16 protein-coding genes are annotated in these 16,163 nt (G+C 68.2%); 11 read left to right on the forward strand and 5 right to left on the reverse strand.

Going from position 1 to position 16,163, the window contains the following annotated elements; all coding sequences use genetic code 11:
* Nucleotides 1-49: 49 nt before the first annotated feature.
* The 7 genes from ABNF93_RS16295 (at nt 50) to ABNF93_RS16325 (ending at nt 7,996) form a co-directional block, all read left to right on the forward strand.
* Nucleotides 50-172, forward strand: coding sequence for a hypothetical protein (locus tag ABNF93_RS16295; protein WP_349328916.1), 123 nt, complete (start codon nt 50-52; stop codon nt 170-172).
* On the forward strand, nt 169-258 hold the full coding sequence (gene kdpF, locus ABNF93_RS16300; RefSeq protein ID WP_349328917.1) for a K(+)-transporting ATPase subunit F: 90 nt from the start codon (nt 169-171) through the stop codon (nt 256-258). Before ABNF93_RS16295 ends, kdpF begins: the two co-directional genes overlap by 4 nt.
* The gene (gene kdpA / locus ABNF93_RS16305) at nt 259-1,920 is read left to right on the forward strand and encodes a potassium-transporting ATPase subunit KdpA (protein WP_349328918.1); all 1,662 of its coding nucleotides are present in this window, start codon (nt 259-261) and stop codon (nt 1,918-1,920) included.
* Nucleotides 1,917-4,055 (forward strand): potassium-transporting ATPase subunit KdpB, encoded by a 2,139-nt coding sequence (gene kdpB / locus ABNF93_RS16310; RefSeq protein ID WP_349328919.1) that lies wholly within the window; start codon nt 1,917-1,919, stop codon nt 4,053-4,055. The genes kdpA and kdpB overlap by 4 nt, the downstream gene beginning before the upstream one ends.
* A 5-nt stretch (nt 4,056-4,060) precedes the next feature.
* Nucleotides 4,061-4,657 carry a potassium-transporting ATPase subunit KdpC gene (gene kdpC, locus ABNF93_RS16315; protein WP_349328920.1) on the forward strand — a complete coding sequence of 199 codons (597 nt, stop codon included), beginning with the start codon at nt 4,061-4,063 and terminating at the stop codon, nt 4,655-4,657.
* A gap of 40 nt (nt 4,658-4,697) precedes the next feature.
* Nucleotides 4,698-7,244: an ATP-binding protein gene (locus ABNF93_RS16320; RefSeq protein ID WP_349328921.1), complete on the forward strand. Its 2,547-nt coding sequence runs from the start codon at nt 4,698-4,700 to the stop codon at nt 7,242-7,244.
* Nucleotides 7,245-7,321: 77 nt separating this feature from the next.
* On the forward strand, nt 7,322-7,996 hold the full coding sequence (locus ABNF93_RS16325; protein ID WP_349329022.1) for a response regulator: 675 nt from the start codon (nt 7,322-7,324) through the stop codon (nt 7,994-7,996).
* Here ABNF93_RS16325 and ABNF93_RS16330 read toward each other — a convergent pair.
* From ABNF93_RS16330 to ABNF93_RS16340, 3 genes are read right to left on the reverse strand one after another with little or no spacing between them, the layout of a single operon-like run.
* Entirely contained in the window at nt 7,959-8,708 is a 750-nt protein-coding gene (locus tag ABNF93_RS16330; protein WP_349328922.1) for a WbqC family protein, read from the reverse strand. The two genes, ABNF93_RS16325 and ABNF93_RS16330, sit on opposite strands and share 38 nt — an antisense overlap.
* Before the next feature lie 7 nt (nt 8,709-8,715).
* Complete coding sequence (locus ABNF93_RS16335) at nt 8,716-9,384, reverse strand: YdcF family protein (protein WP_349328923.1); 669 nt, start codon at nt 9,382-9,384, stop codon at nt 8,716-8,718.
* Nucleotides 9,381-10,670 carry a hypothetical protein gene (locus ABNF93_RS16340; RefSeq protein WP_349328924.1) on the reverse strand — a complete coding sequence of 430 codons (1,290 nt, stop codon included), beginning with the start codon at nt 10,668-10,670 and terminating at the stop codon, nt 9,381-9,383. Before ABNF93_RS16340 ends, ABNF93_RS16335 begins: the two co-directional genes overlap by 4 nt.
* Nucleotides 10,671-10,997: 327 nt before the next feature.
* Here ABNF93_RS16340 and ABNF93_RS34935 point away from each other — a divergent pair, with 327 nt between their 5' ends.
* Nucleotides 10,998-11,243 (forward strand): zinc finger domain-containing protein, encoded by a 246-nt coding sequence (locus ABNF93_RS34935; RefSeq protein WP_502877588.1) that lies wholly within the window; start codon nt 10,998-11,000, stop codon nt 11,241-11,243.
* A 90-nt stretch (nt 11,244-11,333) separates the two neighbouring features.
* On the opposite strand, the gene ABNF93_RS16345 is transcribed toward ABNF93_RS34935, so the two are convergent.
* Nucleotides 11,334-11,978: a ribulose-phosphate 3-epimerase gene (locus tag ABNF93_RS16345; RefSeq protein ID WP_349328925.1), complete on the reverse strand. Its 645-nt coding sequence runs from the start codon at nt 11,976-11,978 to the stop codon at nt 11,334-11,336.
* A gap of 80 nt (nt 11,979-12,058) precedes the next feature.
* Here ABNF93_RS16345 and ABNF93_RS16350 point away from each other — a divergent pair, with 80 nt between their 5' ends.
* Genes ABNF93_RS16350 through ABNF93_RS16360 form a run of 3 tightly spaced genes read left to right on the forward strand, consistent with a single transcriptional unit; the run spans nt 12,059 to nt 14,843 of the window.
* A complete protein-coding gene (locus tag ABNF93_RS16350; RefSeq protein WP_349328926.1) occupies nt 12,059-13,099 on the forward strand; it encodes a Gfo/Idh/MocA family protein in 1,041 nt (346 codons plus the stop codon).
* On the forward strand, nt 13,096-14,007 hold the full coding sequence (locus ABNF93_RS16355; protein ID WP_349328927.1) for a sugar phosphate isomerase/epimerase family protein: 912 nt from the start codon (nt 13,096-13,098) through the stop codon (nt 14,005-14,007). The genes ABNF93_RS16350 and ABNF93_RS16355 overlap by 4 nt, the downstream gene beginning before the upstream one ends.
* Nucleotides 14,004-14,843 (forward strand): DeoR/GlpR family DNA-binding transcription regulator, encoded by an 840-nt coding sequence (locus tag ABNF93_RS16360; protein ID WP_349328928.1) that lies wholly within the window; start codon nt 14,004-14,006, stop codon nt 14,841-14,843. The genes ABNF93_RS16355 and ABNF93_RS16360 overlap by 4 nt, the downstream gene beginning before the upstream one ends.
* Nucleotides 14,844-14,882: 39 nt before the next feature.
* On the opposite strand, the gene ABNF93_RS16365 is transcribed toward ABNF93_RS16360, so the two are convergent.
* Entirely contained in the window at nt 14,883-16,061 is a 1,179-nt protein-coding gene (locus tag ABNF93_RS16365) for a zinc-dependent alcohol dehydrogenase (RefSeq protein WP_349328929.1), read from the reverse strand.
* Between the last annotated feature and the right edge of the window lie 102 nt (nt 16,062-16,163).

A 16,163-nucleotide genomic window follows, 5' to 3' on the forward strand; every position in this document is an offset into this window, starting at 1 on the left:
ATCGCGCTAAGGGATCGCTAACGCCGGCCTCGGCTGCCCCTCGCCGTCCTTGACTGGGTACTGGCTCCATTCGTCGGGAAGGAAGCTCATGGCTGATGTGGTCTTCATCGTGGTGACGATCGTCGCGTTCGGTGCGGTCGCCGCGGTTCTGCGCGGGGTGACCCGGTTGTGAGTGCCGAGAACGTCGCCGGTCTGATCATCGCCGCCGGCCTGGTCATCTACCTCGTCATCGCACTCATCCGTCCGGAAAGGTTCTAGATGAGCCCGGGTCTCACCGCGGTCGTGCTGGTCGCGGTCCTGATCGTCTCGCTCGCCGTGGTGCACCGCCCGCTGGGTGACTACATGGCGCGCGTCTACACCAGCGACCGGCACCTTGGCCTCGAGCGCGGACTGTACCGCCTGCTCCGGGTCAACCCGGACGCCGAACAGCGCTGGAGCGTCTACGCCGCGAGTGTGCTGGCGTTCTCCTTCGTCTCGGTGTTGTTCCTGTACGCGATGCAACGACTGCAGGCGTGGCTGCCGTTGTCGATGGGCATGGCGCCGGTGCCACCCGACGGCGCGTTCAACACGGCGGTGTCGTTCGTCACCAACACCAACTGGCAGTGGTACTCGGGCGAGTCGACGATGAGCCACCTCACGCAGCTGGCGGGGCTCACCGTGCAGAACTTCGTGTCGTCCGCCGTTGGCATGGCGGTGGCGATCGCACTTGTCCGCGGACTCATCCGGCGGAGCACCGGCGACCTGGGAAACTTCTGGGTCGACCTGGTGCGAGGCACGCTCCGGATCCTGCTCCCACTCGCCTTCGTCGCGGCGATCATCTTCCTCGCGAACGGCGTCATCCAGAACTTCTCCGAGCCGACGACGGTTCAGACCCTCGCCGGCGGCACCCAGCACCTGCCGGGCGGAGGCATCGCCTCACAGGAGGCGATCAAGGACCTCGGCACCAATGGCGGTGGGCCGTTCAACGCCAATTCCTCGCACCCGTTCGAGAACCCCAACGGGTTCACCAACATGTTCACCATCTTTCTCCTGCTGGTGATCCCGTTCTCGATGCCCGCGACCTACGGCCGAATGGTCGGCAATGTGAGGCAGGGGTACGCCGTCCTGGCGGCGATGGGTCTGATCTGGATCGCCTCGGTGGTGGCGATCTACGCAGCCGATTTCGCTCACCAGGGTGCAGCGTTCCAGCTCGCGGGCGGTGCGATGGAGGGCAAGGAGGCCCGCTTCGGGGTGTCGTCGTCACCGGTGTTCGCGATCTCGACCACGCTCACGTCGACGGGCTCGGTCGACTCGATGCACGATTCGTACACCGCGTTGGGGGGAGGCGTCACGATCCTTGCGATGCTGCTCGGCGAGGTCGCACCCGGCGGTGTCGGCGCCGGCCTCTACGGAATGCTCGTGCTCGCCGTACTCGCGGTCTTCATCGCGGGGCTGATGGTCGGTCGTACGCCGGAATTCCTCGGCAAGAAGATCGGCGCCCGGGAAATGAAGCTCGTCGCCCTCGCCATCCTCACCATGCCACTCCTGGTGCTCGCTGGCACCGGCGTGGCCCTGGCGCTCGACGCGGGTCGCTCCTCGATCCTCAATCCCGGAGCGCACGGCCTGTCCGAGGTGTTGTACGCCTTCGCCTCCGCCAGCAACAACAACGGGTCGGCATTCGCCGGACTCTCGGCAGGAACGCCGTTCTACAACACAGCTCTCGGCCTGTGCATGCTGTTCGGCCGGTTCGTCCCGATCGTGCTGGTCCTGGCACTCGCTGGCTCCCTCGCCAGTCAAAAGGCGGTACCGGAGACGGCGGGAACCCTGCGGACACAGTCGCCGCTGTTCGTCGGCCTGCTCACCGGCGTCACGCTGCTCGTCGCCGGGTTGACCTTCTTCCCCGCCCTCGCCCTCGGTCCGCTCGCGGAAGGCCTGTCATGAACGCACCCCCGTCCACCCACGTCGCCGCGAGTGGGCACCTGCGTCCGGAGCGGCTCGCGCCGGCGGTCCAGCCGCACCGCGTCGCCGGCGGGGCGTTCGCCCCCGCGCAACTGCTGCGGTCGTTGCCGGATGCGTTCGGCAAACTCGATCCGCGGCTCATGGTGAGGTCGCCGGTGATGTTCGTCGTCGAGGTCGGGGCAGCCTTCACCACCGTGCTGACGATCCTCGATCCGACCTTGTTCGGCTGGCTGATCGTCGGCTGGCTCTGGCTCACCGTACTGTTCGCCAACCTCGCCGAGGCGGTGGCGGAAGGGCGTGGCAAGGCCCAGGCCGACACCTTGCGGCGGGCCAAGACAGAGACCCTTGCCCGCAAGCTCAGTGCCGACGGCGACGGAGCCGAGAAGCGGGTACCGGCGACGTCGCTGCACGTCGGGGACTTCGTGGTGTGCGAAGCCGGCGACGTCATTCCCGGCGACGGCGAGGTCATCGACGGCATCGCCAGCGTCGACGAGTCGGCGATCACCGGCGAGTCGGCTCCGGTCATCCGGGAGTCCGGCGGCGACCGTTCCGCCGTGACAGGGGGTACGAAAGTCCTGTCCGACCGGATCGTCGTCCGCATCACCAGCGAACCAGGCGAGACGTTCCTCGACCGGATGATCGCGCTCGTCGAGGGTGCGGACCGGCAGAAGACGCCGAACGAGATCGCGCTGACCATCCTGCTGGCCAGCCTCACGGTCATCTTCCTGCTCGCCGTCGTCGCGCTGCAGCCGATGGCCACCTACTCCGGCCAACAGCAGTCGATCCTCGTCCTGGTGGCGCTGCTGGTCTGTCTGATCCCGACCACGATCGGCGCGCTGCTGTCGGCCATCGGCATTGCCGGCATGGACCGGCTGGTGCAACGTAACGTGCTCGCGATGTCGGGGCGGGCCGTCGAGGCGGCCGGTGACGTGTCGACGTTGCTGCTGGACAAGACGGGCACGATCACCCTCGGTGCCCGGCAGGCCGTCGACTTCCTTCCCGTGGGTGGGACCAGTCCAGAGCAGGTGGCGGTCGGAGCGCAGCTGGCTAGCCTCGCCGACGAGACACCGGAAGGGCGTTCGATCGTCGTCCTGGCCAAGGAGAAGTTCGGTCTGCGCGGCCGGGAGCTGGCAGGTGCGACCGTCATCCCGTTCACGGCCGAGTCCCGGATGAGTGGCGTCGACCAACCAGACGGGCACCAGATCCGCAAGGGGGCGGCGAGCGCCGTGCTGCGGTGGGTGCAGGCCGACCGCGGGCAGGTGCCTCAGGAGACGGGGACCGTCGTCGACGAGATCGCCAGCGTGGGTGGTACGCCGCTCGTCGTCGCCGAACGCCGTAGCGGAGATGGGGACGGCACGTCCCGGGTCCTCGGCATCATCCACCTCAAGGACATCGTCAAGGAGGGCTTGCGGGAGCGCTTCGACGACCTGCGGGCGCTCGGCATCCGTACCGTCATGATCACCGGCGACAACCCCCTCACCGCAAAGGCGATCGCCGACGAGTCCGGCGTCGACGACTTCCTCGCCGAAGCGGGGCCCGAGGACAAACTGGCCCTCATCCACCGTGAGCAGCAGGGCGGCAAGCTGGTGGCGATGACCGGAGACGGTACGAACGACGCTCCGGCGCTCGCGGCTGCCGACGTCGGCGTCGCCATGAACACGGGCACCTCGGCGGCCAAGGAAGCCGGCAACATGATCGACCTCGACTCCAACCCGACGAAGCTCATCGAGATCGTGGAGATCGGCAAGCAGCTGCTGATCACGCGGGGTGCGTTGACGACCTTCTCGATCGCCAACGACATCGCGAAGTACTTCGCGATCATCCCTGCCATGTTCGCCGTCGTCTATCCGGGCCTGGACGCGCTCAACATCATGCGGCTCGAGACACCAGAGTCGGCGATCCTGTCCGCGGTGATCTTCAACGCATTGATCATCATCGCGTTGATCCCACTCGCGCTGCGCGGCGTGCGCTACCGGCCCACGTCGGCATCGTCCATGCTGCGGCGCAACCTCGCGGTCTACGGCCTCGGCGGCATCCTCGTTCCCTTTGCCGGCATCAAACTCATCGATCTCGTCGTCTCACTCATTCCGGGCACTCTCATTTCGGGAAGGGGGTGACCTTCGTGGTAGCGACCCTGCGACAACTCGGTGCGGCGTTCCGCACGCTGCTCGCCATGACCGTGATCGTCGGCCTGCTCTATCCGCTCGCGGTGTGGGCGGTCGGTCAGGTCGCGTTCCGGGACCAGGCCGCCGGTTCACTGATGGAACGGGACGGCCAGATCATCGGCTCCAGGCTGATCGGGCAGAGCTTCGACGGCCGGGAGTGGTTTCACCCGCGGCCATCCGCGGCCGGCGAGGACGGATACGACGGACTCGCCAGCTCGGGCAGCAACCTCGGCCCGAACAACCCCGAACTCGTCACGCTCGTCAAGCTCCGCAGAGCCCAGGTGGCGAAGGAGAACGGCGTCCCGCCATCTGCGGTGCCACCCGACGCCGTCACCGCGAGTGCGAGCGGGCTCGATCCACACATTTCGCCCGCGTACGCCGAAATCCAGGTGAAGCGGGTTGCCCGCGAACGGGACCTCAGCACCGCCAGCGTCCGTTCTCTGGTAGCCCGCCACACCGACGGACGCAGCCTCGGCATTCTCGGCGAACCCGGCGTCAACGTCGTCGAGTTGAACCTCGCCCTCGCGCAGCGCGCCGGTACGGGCGGGGACTGAGCCGGACCTCCGGCACCGGCAGGGGCGGACAATGACAGGTATGGCGCGTGGAAGGCTCCGGGTCTACCTCGGTGCGGCACCGGGTGTCGGCAAGACCTACTCCATGCTCGGTGAGGCACACCGGCGGGCCGACCGAGGCACCGACGTGGTGATCGGCTACGTCGAGTGCCACGGCCGCGTCCTCACCGAACAGATGACCAAAGGCCTCGAACTGGTGCCCCGCCGCCACCTCACCTACCGCGGCAGGATCTTCACCGAGATGGACGTGGACGCGATCATCCGGCGCCACCCCGAACAGGTGCTCGTCGACGAGATCGCGCACACCAACATCCCGGGATCCCGCAACGCCAAACGCTGGCAGGACGTCGAGGAGATCCTCGACGCCGGCATCGACGTCATCACCACGGTCAACATCCAGCACCTGGAATCGCTCAACGACGTTGTTGAGTCGATCACCGGCATCCGGCAGCAGGAGACCATCCCCGACGAGGTTGTCCGCAGGGCCGACCAGATCGAGCTGGAGGACATGTCGCCTGAGGCGCTGCGCCGCCGACTTGCCCACGGCAACGTCTACCCGCCGGAGAAGATCGACGCCGCCCTCGGCAACTACTTCCGTACCGGCAATCTCACCGCCCTGCGCGAGCTCGCCCTCCTGTGGCTCGCCGACCGGGTAGACGAGGGCCTTGTGAAGTACCGCGCCGACCATCACATCGAGCAACCATGGCCGGCCCGGGAGCGGGTCGTGGTCGCCGTCACCGGCGGACCCGAGGGCGAGACCGTCATCCGCCGGGCCGCCCGGATCGCTGCCCGCGGCGCCGGGGGCGAACTCCTCGCCGTCCACGTCGCACGCAGCGATGGGCTCGCCGACGCCTCACCCAGTGCTCTCGGCCGGCTGCGTACCCTCGTCGAAAGCCTGGGCGGCACCTACCACCAGGTCGTCGGTGACGATGTTGCCAGCGCTCTGCTCGACTTCGCGACCGGAGTCAACGCCACCCAGCTGGTGCTGGGCAGCAGCCGTCGCAACCGCTTCCAGCACCTGCTCCAACCCGATGTCGCGTCGCTGGTCACCCCCCGCTCGGGTGACATCGACGTCCACCTGGTGACCCACGAACACGTCGGTAAAGGCCGACTGGTGCCCCCGCGAAGGGAGCTCAGCCGGCGCCGACTGGTAGGTAGCTGGCTGCTCGCGGTCTTCGGTCCTCCTTTGCTCACCGCCGGACTCGCGGCCACCAGGGACGCGCACGACCTTGCCACCGAGATGCTGCTGTTCCTCACCCTCGCCGTGGGTGTCGCACTGATCGGCGGTGTTCTTCCTTCGCTGGTCGCGGCGGTGGTCGGCGCGCTGCTGTTGAACTTCTACTTCACCGAGCCGTACCACACGCTCATCATCAGCAGGCCGGAGCACCTGCTCGCCGTTCTGATCTTCCCGCTGGTTGCCGGCGCGGTGGCCTCGGTCGTGGGCCTCGCCGCGCGGCGGACGTCCGAGGCGGCACGCGCCAACGCGGAGGCGGCCACCCTGTCCACGCTGGCGGGCAACGTCCTGCGTGGTGAAGGCGCCCTCGAAGCACTGCTCGAGCAGGCTCGGGAATCCTTCGGCATGACCTCGGCGGCACTGCTGGAACGCTCGTCAGGCGACGGCGACGGCTGGACCTGCCTGGGAAGCGTCGGTGCCGACCCGGCGAGCAGCCCGGCCGAGTCCGACGCCGACGCCGCCCTCACCGACTCCCTCGTCCTCACCGTGCGTGGGCGGGCGCTCCCGGCCGCCGACCGGCGGGTGCTCGGGGCCTTCGCGGACCACCTGGCCGTCGTTCTCGAACGTAGCCGGTTGGCTGAGGAGGCCGGCCGCGCCCGAAAGCTCGCGGAGGCCAACCGGATCCGTACCGCCCTCCTCGCCGCGGTCTCCCACGACCTGCGCACACCGCTGACCGGCGTGAAGGCGGCGGTGAGCAGCCTCCGGCAGACCGACGTCGAACTGTCCGGGGACGACCGGGCCGAACTCCTCGCCGGCATCGAAGACTCCGCCGACCGGCTCAACCGGCTGGTCTCCAACCTGCTCGACATGAGCCGGGTGCAGGCTGAGGCGGTGCGCCCGCTGCTGCGCGAGGTCAGGGTCGACGAAGTGGTCCCGGCCGCCCTCATCGGCGTACCGCCAGACTCCGTCAAGGTGACGCTCCCCGAGGACCTCCCCACGGTCCGGGTCGACACCGGTCTCATCGAGCGCGCGATCGCCAACATCGTCGAGAACGCCGTACGACACAACCCGGCGGGTACGCCCGTGCTGCTCACCGCCAGCGTCCTCCGCGACCGGGTGGAGATCCGGGTCGTCGACCGCGGCCCAGGCGTATCTGACGCGGAGAAGGACCGCATCTTCGAGCCGTTCCAGCGGCTGGGCGACGCACCCTCCGGCACCGGTGTCGGGCTCGGCCTGGCCGTGGCGCGCGGCTTCGCCGAAGCCGTCGGCGGCTCACTCGACGCCGAGGACACGCCAGGAGGCGGCCTCACCCTGGTCCTGACCCTCCCCGCCCCTGGGCGCAGCCCCGACACCCTCATCGACGAACCAGCCGAGGCAACGGAAGTGATCACGTGAGCGAGCGGAGCGAGCGAACCGACGAGCACGGCGCGCGAGTTCGCAGCGAAGCAAGAGCCCGCGTGAGCGACCACGCCATCCGCGTGCTCGTCGTCGAGGACGATCCGCACCTCGCCCGCGCTCTCGCCATCAACCTCCGCGCCCGTGACTACGAGGTCGACCTGGCCCCTGACGGCCGGACCGCCCTCGACGTCGCCGCGCGCCAGCATCCGGACGTCGTCGTCCTCGACCTCGGACTGCCGGACATGGACGGTGTTGAGGTGATCGGCGGGTTGCGCGGCTGGGCGCGGGTGCCGATCCTCGTGCTGTCCGCCCGACACTCCTCCACCGAGAAGGTGAACGCGCTCGACGCCGGCGCCGACGACTACGTCACCAAGCCGTTCGGCATGGACGAGCTCCTGGCCCGGCTACGGGCGGCGGTACGCCGGAGCCTGCCCGGCGAGGACGCCGAGCCGGTCATCACGACGGCCGCCTTCACCGTCGACCTCGCCGCCAAGCGGGTCAGCCGGGAAGGATCCGACGTACGCCTCACCCCCACCGAGTGGCACCTGCTGGAGGCACTCGTTCGGGCACCCAACCGGCTGATCGGCCAGCGCCAGCTCCTGCAGGAGGTGTGGGGTCCCGGATACACCACCGAGACCAACTATCTCCGGGTCTACATGGCGCAGCTGCGTCGCAAGCTCGAACCCGATCCCGCCCACCCGAAGTACCTCATCACCGAGCCGGGGATGGGCTACCGCTTCGAGCCGTAGCGGTTTCCAGCGCGGCTTTGACTCGGCCGATCCCATGGGTGGCGATGGCGGCGACGCTCGTCAGTCGGCGAGCGTCGACCCATATCGAGTGAGGTTCCGCCGCCGGCAGCTGCCAGTAGGCGACGTGGATTCCTCGCTGGTGGAAGGGCCACTCGTCCAAGTACCGAGCCCCACCTGTTCCACACAGGTAGGTCGCCTGCCCCACTGCGTGGGTGAGGTCAGCGAGTCTGGCAGACCGTTCTTGGCTGACGTCGAAGGTGCTGCTGGATACGGCGGTGCCGGGCCAGTCGAGAAGGTTGAGCACTGCTGTTGTGGACGCGAGAGCGATGTCGGCCAGCCGGTCGGTCGAGCCGACGAGGTCGGTGAGCTGGTGAACGACATCGCGGACTCTCGACCAGTGTCGGGCGCGACCGTAGTGCTGGGTGAGCATGCCTTCGAGGCGTCGTCGAGCTGTCCTCGGATCAGCAAGCGTGACGCGGTCGATGGGTGTGGACCTCCCGTCCGGCAGGTGCACCGGCAGCGACAGCCACTGATGAGTTTCCGGGGCACCCGGCGTGCCTACGCGACATCGATGCTGGTAGTCCCGGCGGACGAACTGGACGTTGTCGAGGACCACCCACCGGTCGGACGCGTACAGCTTCGCGAGCGTGGAGAGCCTGGGAAACAGGTTCGGTTGGTGGACCGCACAGGCGTGCGGTGGCTTGCCGGCCATGACCCCGTCAAACCGCGGCCAGCCGGGTCGTGTACCCGGCGGCCACCAGCCGGTCGTACGCATTCAGCACGTGGTCGGGGACGTGCTGCGGGATGGCGAAGCCCTTCTTCGGGTATTCGATGACCCGCTGCAAGTCGCCGACGATCATGTCGAGCGCCAGCGGAGGATCCCCGATGCGCTCGGCGTACGCGTCGAACTCCAGCGGCTCCGAGGCGCAAATGACGTCGACGTCCGGCCACATCTTCCGGCAGGTGGCGAAGGCACGTCGTTCCATGTATGCCATGGAGATCAGCATGACGTTGGCTGTTTCGATCCCGGCGTCGGCGAGGAGCTGCCGGGACAAAGTGATGTTCTCCCCGGTGTTCGTGGCCGCGGGTTCGACTAGCACAGCATCAGCGGGCACGCCCAGCTCGATCGCCCGCTCGCAATTGTGCAGCGCCTCGCCGCGGGGGAACCATGCGCGGGTGTCGGGGCTGTTTGCGCCTGTGAACAGCAGCAGTGGGTACAGGCGGCGGCGGAACAACTCGGCTGCGAACGACGCGATTCCGGGGTCTGGGCCGCCCAAGCAGATACCCACCGAGCATGGCCGAAGCTGGTGGCGCATCTGGTGGAAGTCCCAGATGAGGGCGGCATCCTTGCCGTCCTCATCGGTCATCGGTCGACGTCTCTTACTCACTGCAGCCTCCTGCCTGGCCGTTCGGGAATCCGTTGGATCCGCTCAATCCACTGGAGCTGGTGCGCCAGTCCGTAACGGGTGGCTTGGTTGCGCGCACGCGACAGGACCGCGAGTCCCTCGGTGCAGGTGCCCGGATCCGAGACAAGGACATGCCCGTGCGCGGTATCTAGCCGCACCTGCTCCAACGGCGAGTCGGCACGCCGGTAGGACAGGGCGACGTCGATGGATCGGGTAGCGCCCGCGAGGTCGGCGGCAGCCAGGTGGGCAAGGGCCCTTTTCTGGTGTGCGACACCCCAGTCGTCTGCCTCCCCCTGCTCTTCGAACATGCGGCTCGCGTGATCGATCTCAGCGACGGCTGAAGCGATGTCGCCAGCCTTGGTGAGAGCGGTACCGATCCACAGGCGCGCCTGTGCACGTTCGTAGTCGCGAAGTCTTTGATCCTCGGCGAGGCTCTGATACATCCGAGCCGACGCATGCAGGTCACCAGACATCTCGACCGTGATGGCCCGTGCCAGGTCCACCTGAGCGACGCGGCGCTGATTGTCGAGTTGGGCGAACAGGTCCGACGCCCGGTCATAGGCGTGTCGCGCCGACAACGGCCCGAAGAGACGTCCCTGGTAGCGGCGCATGTCGCCAAGGAGCATCAGCGATCGGCCGCGCAGATGGCGGCCGCGCTCGTCGAGGTCGGTCAGCGGATATCGATTGAGCCACCGCTCAAGCAGGAGCTGCGTGGTACGAAAGGCGTCGCCGTTCAGGTACACCACCGCCCGGTCGAGGTCGTCGGACCACGACTCATAGTCTGGCGGCGCGAGCACCGGCGGGTGGTCGGTCTCGCCCGGGTCCGCCGGACAGTAACGAATCAGGGCTTCGACCAGCAGCGGATCGAGTACCGCTCGTTCGAGGTGTCGTTGCACAGTGTCAGGTTCCCGCGCGTAGCCACGTCCGGTATACGCACGGTCGGCCAACCGGCGGCGGTCGTTCAGCGGCGGTGGTGTGCTGCCACTGTCGACGTGGAACAGCAGCCGAGCGGCGACCCGCATCGCCGGTGTCGGGAGTGCAGCGAGTACGTCATCGAACGCTCGCCGATTGTGGGCAAGCAGCGTCACTGAGTCCATGGGACTGACGCGCCCGGTCCCGAACGTCGCGTTCAGTTCGGGGTAGCGGTGGGGCCGCAGGGTGAGGTCGGCCAGTCCGGCCTGACGAAGCCGGCGCAGCTCAGTTCCCAGCGCCCGCGACACCTCAATGGCGTCCGGGGGATCCGCACTATTTCCGTCTTTCGTCAGCACCTGCTCCGCGAATCCTGAGTGTGATGGTAGCCATCAGTCGTTACGGCACATCTGCGGACCAGGGTAGGCCGACCGTGCTTGCGGCGGCGGTCATGCGCCGAGAGACACGGCGTTCCTGGCGGGTTAACCGCCCGCCTTTGCGTCGCCGTACGACTGTGAATGATCCGGATAAGTGGCAGGCAGGTCAAGCCAACCAAGCAACTGAGGAGATGCGCCGCAATGGACGAGCGATCCAACGGAGATGAGGGCAGTGAAAGCAGTGTGGAAGACCGCAGAATTCGTCATCTTCGCAATGCTCGGTGTCATCTGGACGGTGGTGGTAGGACGATGAGTCGCGAATCACCAAACCTCAAGCCAGGACTCGTGGCCTGGGTGTGGGATAGCAGCGTCCTCAAGGACCGTGGTTATACGCAGTCAGACTTGACGACTCTCGCACGAGTTCTGCTGAGACCCTGCCCACGGTGTCACGCCAAGCCCGGAGACTGGTGCACCAGCACGGGTAGCGGCCGTCCCATCGAAAGCCTCGACCATCAGCACGTCTCGCGGCGGATGCCTGGTCGAGCAACACAGTGACACGCGATCCAAACCGTAGGACCAAACGAAGCTTCGTAAGCAGTCGAGCAAATCGGTTCGCGAGGTTGCTCGACTAGATCGGCGAGAGCGCTACGTCAGCGCCTTGATCTCGGCCACGGCCTTGCGGGGGTCCTGGGCATCGAAGACGAGTGACCCGGGCACGACGCCGTCGGCGCCTGCCGCGGCGAGGGCCGGCACCGTATGACGACGTATGCCGCCGTCCACGACGAGGAGCGGCCGGTCACCCGTGCTCCCGCGCGCCTCGGCGAGCGAGGCGACCCGGCCGGCGGTCGCCGGATCGAGTCCGACGCCCCTGACGCCGATCGCGGTCCCGAGCACGAGGACCCGGGAGACGGCCGGGAAGTGGGCGACCGCCTGGTCGATCCCCTGGTGGGTCTCCAGGCCGAGGGAGGGCTGGCACCCGAGGTCCCGGATCCGTTCGAGTGTCGCGTCGATGTCGATCCCAGGACCCATGTGCACGGTGATCATGTCTGCTCCGGCGTCGGCGAACCGGTCCGCCCAGTACGCGGGGTCGGTCACCATCAGGTGGACGTCGAGCAGCGCGGTGGTACGCCGGCGGAGGGCGGCGACGAGATCGGGCCCGAAGAGCAACTCGCGCGTGCGGTGCCCGTCGAAGACGTCGATGTGGAAGCCGTCCACGACGTCGGCCAGCGCCTCGACCGCGTCGCCGAGGGCGAGCAGGTCCGCCGACCACAGTGAGACGTACGCCCGCATGGGTGATCCCTCCGGTTGGCCACAGGTTTAGGTTCGTTTAGACTCGGTTTACGAGCCAAAACGAGCGGAAACGAATCTACATGAAGATCGACAGCGTCCGACTGGGCGTCATCGGGTGCGGGCGAATCGCCCAGGTCGCCCACCTCCCCGCGGTCGCCAAGGCCGACGGAGTGCAACTGGTCGCGGTCAGCGACCCGAGCGAGACGCTCGCGCACGGCGTCGCCGCCCGCTACGGCGTGACCGGCTGCACCGACACCGGCGAACTGCTGGGGCATCGGCTCGACGCGGTGCTCATCGCCGCACCCGACCGGCTGCACCTTCCGCTGGGCGTCCGGGCGCTGGAGGCGGGCAGGCACGTCCTCGTCGAGAAGCCCGCCGCCGACACCGCAACCCATGCCGCCGAGTTGCAGGCCCGCGCCGAGTCCGCGGACCGCAAGCTCCAGGTCGGCTCCATGCGACGCCACGATCCCGGCATGGCGTACGCCAAAGCCGCGATGGCCGAGCTCGGCACCATCCTCACCGCCACCAGCTGGTACCGCATTCCCGCAACCCTCCGCCGGCCCACCGAAGCGGCGTTGTTCCCGGCGCTGGTGGTCGACGAGGACGTCCGTGCCCGGGAGGCCGGCTTCAAGGCGGATCGGGACCGCTACCTGCTCCTCACCCATGGCGCGCACGTCTTCGACACGCTCCGGCTCCTCGTGGGCGAGCTCACGAACGTTCGTGCCCAGCTGGCCCACCATGGCCGCGACTACAGCTGGCATGGGACGTCCCGGCTCGCAGGCGGAGGCCTCGTCACGTTCGAGATCTCCGCCGACGTCCGCGGGGAGTACGCCGAGGGCATCGAGATCTACGGCGAACACGGCCACCTGAGCATCCGTTCGGACTTCCCGTTCTTCCGCCATGCCAGCCGCGTCCGCGTCCATCTGGACCGCACGCGCGAGACACGCACACCGGAGTTCGGTGCAAGTGACCCGTACCAGCGGCAGGTCGAGGCGTTCGCCCGTGCGATCGTGACGGACGCCCCGACCGACCCGTCGGGAGTCGACGGTGTGGCGGCGCTCCGGCTGATCGAGGCAGTGGCGACCAGCGCGGCAGCCGACGGCAAGGAGGTCGAGCCGTGAGCGGGACGCCGAAGCGGGCACCCGTCAACGCCGCACCCGGTCCACGGGTGGAAACCGACGTCGGCATCTTCGCGCGGACGTTCCGCCGGTCGAGCGCCGACGCGGTCGCCCACGCGGTCGCCGACGCGGGGTTCGGGCTCGTCCAGCTCAACCTCAACGCGTTCGGGCTGGCGACCATCCCCGCGACACACGACGTCGAACGGATCGACTACGCGGGGATCCGGGCGAGTTTCGCGCGACGACAGGTGCGCATCTGGGGCGTCTCCGCGACCTACAACTGCGTGCATCCCGACAGAGACCGCCGCAGTCGCGAGACGGCCGAGGCCGACGCGTTCATCCGGCACGCGGGCCAGCTCGGCGCCGACGTGGTGACGTTGTGCTCCGGCACTCGCGACCCCGACGACATCTGGCGGCGGCATCCCGGCAACGACGACGAGTCGGCCTGGCATGACCTCCGCACCACCCTCGACCGGTTGCTGGCGGCCGCCGCGGCGGCGGGTGTGCGGCTCGGCATCGAACCCGAACCCGGCAACGTGGTCAGCGATGCCGTCCGCGCGCGCCGGCTGCTCGACGAGCTGGGTCCGGACGCCGACCTGATCAGCATCGTCCTCGACCCCGCCAACCTGCTCACTCCCGTGACCGCAGCGGGGCAGGACCGGATTCTCTCGGAGGCGTTCGACCTCCTCGGCTCATCGGTCGGGTGTCTGCACGCGAAGGATGTGCTGCCCGCCTCGGGTCACGCAGCCGCCGGCACCGGGCTGCTCGACTACGACCTGGTTCTCAGCCTGCACGCCGCGCTCCCTCGAGTCGTCCCGCTGATCATCCAGGACGCCACCGAGGACGACGTGCCGCGCGTCCGAGGTTTCCTCCTAGACCGCCTGCACCGGCATTCGCGGAGGGTCCCGTGACGGCGGCGAAGCACGAGGGACGAGCCTTCACCGAGGAACGCAGGGCACGGATCCTGGACATTCTCGACGCGCGCGGTCGAGTGCGCGTGGCCGAGCTCGCCGACCTGCTCGCGGTAGCCGAACCGACCGTACGCAAGGACATCACCGACCTCGACCGGCAGGGTCTGCTTCGGCGTACGCATGGCGGCGCGCTCGCCCTGCGACCGGCGTACGAACCTGCTCTGGCCACCCGGGTCGAGCGAAACGTCGCCGCCAAACAGGCGATCGCGCGCGCCTGCCTGACCATGATCGACGACGGTGACGCAGTGTTTCTCGACAGCGGCAGCACGATCCTCGCCCTTGCCGAAGAACTCCGGCTGGCCGTCGCCAGTGGTCATCCCTCCCGTGCCGGCGGACATCCCTCCCACGTCAACGTCCTCACCAACGCGCTCGGTGTCGCACAGGTGCTGGCCGACGTACCCACCGTGCGACACACCGTCGTCGGTGGGCAGTTCCGCACGTTGGGCGGATGCTTCGTCGGTCCGCTGGCGCTCGAGTCCATCCAGCAGTTCACCGTCAACACCGCCTTTCTCGGTGTCACCGGACTGTCGACCTCGGGTTTCACCGTGGCGGACGTCGCCGACGCCCAGCTGAAGAACGCCGCCATGGAGCGGGCGCGCAAGGTCGTGGTCGCCATGGACCAGCAGAAGGTCGGCGCCCACGATTTCCGGAAGGTCTGCGACCTCGACCGGATCGACACCCTCGTCACCGACACCGACGACCGGCACCTGCGTCAATGGTGCGCGGATGCCGGCGTCGACCTGGTGATCGCCGCGGCGGTGAGCCGGCGCGCCTGACCTCCTCGCAGGGATCAGCTGGGAATGTGGCACGTGCGGTCAGGGACGGATCAGGACCTTCACGGTTCCGTTCTTCTTCTGGAACATCTCGTACGCACCCGGGGCCTCGGAAAGCGGTACGTGATGGGTGGCGAACTCGTCCACGCCGAGCGGGTCCTCGTCGGTCAGGAGCGGCAGGATGTCATCGACCCATCGCCGGACGTTCGCCTGCCCCATCCGAAGCTGGATCTGCTTGTCGAAGAGGGTCAGCATCGGCAGCGGGTCGGCCATCCCGCCGTAGACCCCGCTGACGGAGATGGTGCCGCCGCGCCGGACGATGTCGATCGCCAGATAGAACGCATGCAGCCGGTCGACCCCCGCCTTCGCCATCACCTTCTCCGCCACCGCATCCGGGAGCAGGCCGACGAGTTGGTGGGCCACCTTCGCCGCCGGTGTGCCGTGCGCCTCCATGCCGACCGCGTCGATCACGGCGTCGGTACCGCGTCCTTCGGTCATGTCCCGGATCACGTCGGGCAGGTCGCGGGTGTGCTCGCGCAGGTCCAGCACCTCGGCGCCACGCCCGCGTACCCGCGCGAGCCGTTCGGGTACGAGGTCGACGCCGATCACGCGATATCCGCGGTGGAGGGCGACCCGGCTGGCCATGTCGCCGATCGGTCCGAGTCCGAGGACGGTGACACTGCCACCGTCCGGGACACCGGCGTACTCGACCGCCTGCCATGCCGTGGGAAGGACGTCCGACAGATAGACGAACCGGTCGTCGGCCGGCCCCTCCGGCACCTTGATCGGGCCGAACTGTGCCTGCGGCACCCGCAGGAACTCCGCCTGCCCGCCAGGAACCTGGCCGTAGAGTTTCGTGTATCCGAACAGCGCGGCCCCCATGCCCTGCTCGCGGACCTGCGTGGTCTCGCACTGCGTGAAGAGCCCCTGCCGGCACATGAAGCAGGCACCGCAGGAGATCTGGAACGGCACCACCACCCGATCCCCGGGCGCGATGTTCTCCACGCCGGAGCCGACTTCCATGACGATGCCCATCGGCTCGTGGCCGAGGACGTCACCCACACTCAGAAACGGCCCCATCACCTCGTAGAGGTGCAGATCGGACCCGCAGATCCCGCTCGAGGTGATGCGGATGATCGCGTCGTTCGGTTCCTGGATCGCGGGATCGGGAACCTCGTCGACGCGGACATCACGCCTGCCGTGCCAGGTCAGTGCCTTCATGGCTGAACACTTGCCCGACACAACGGATGGTTACGCACGTCGAGCGGTTGGCGGGGCGACCGTTTCCGCGCGCCCAGCCGGGGCAGCACTGACGGCGTACGG

The sequence above is a fragment of the Actinopolymorpha sp. B9G3 genome (assembly GCF_040120725.1).
Taxonomy (GTDB): Bacteria; Actinomycetota; Actinomycetes; order Propionibacteriales; family Actinopolymorphaceae; genus Thermasporomyces.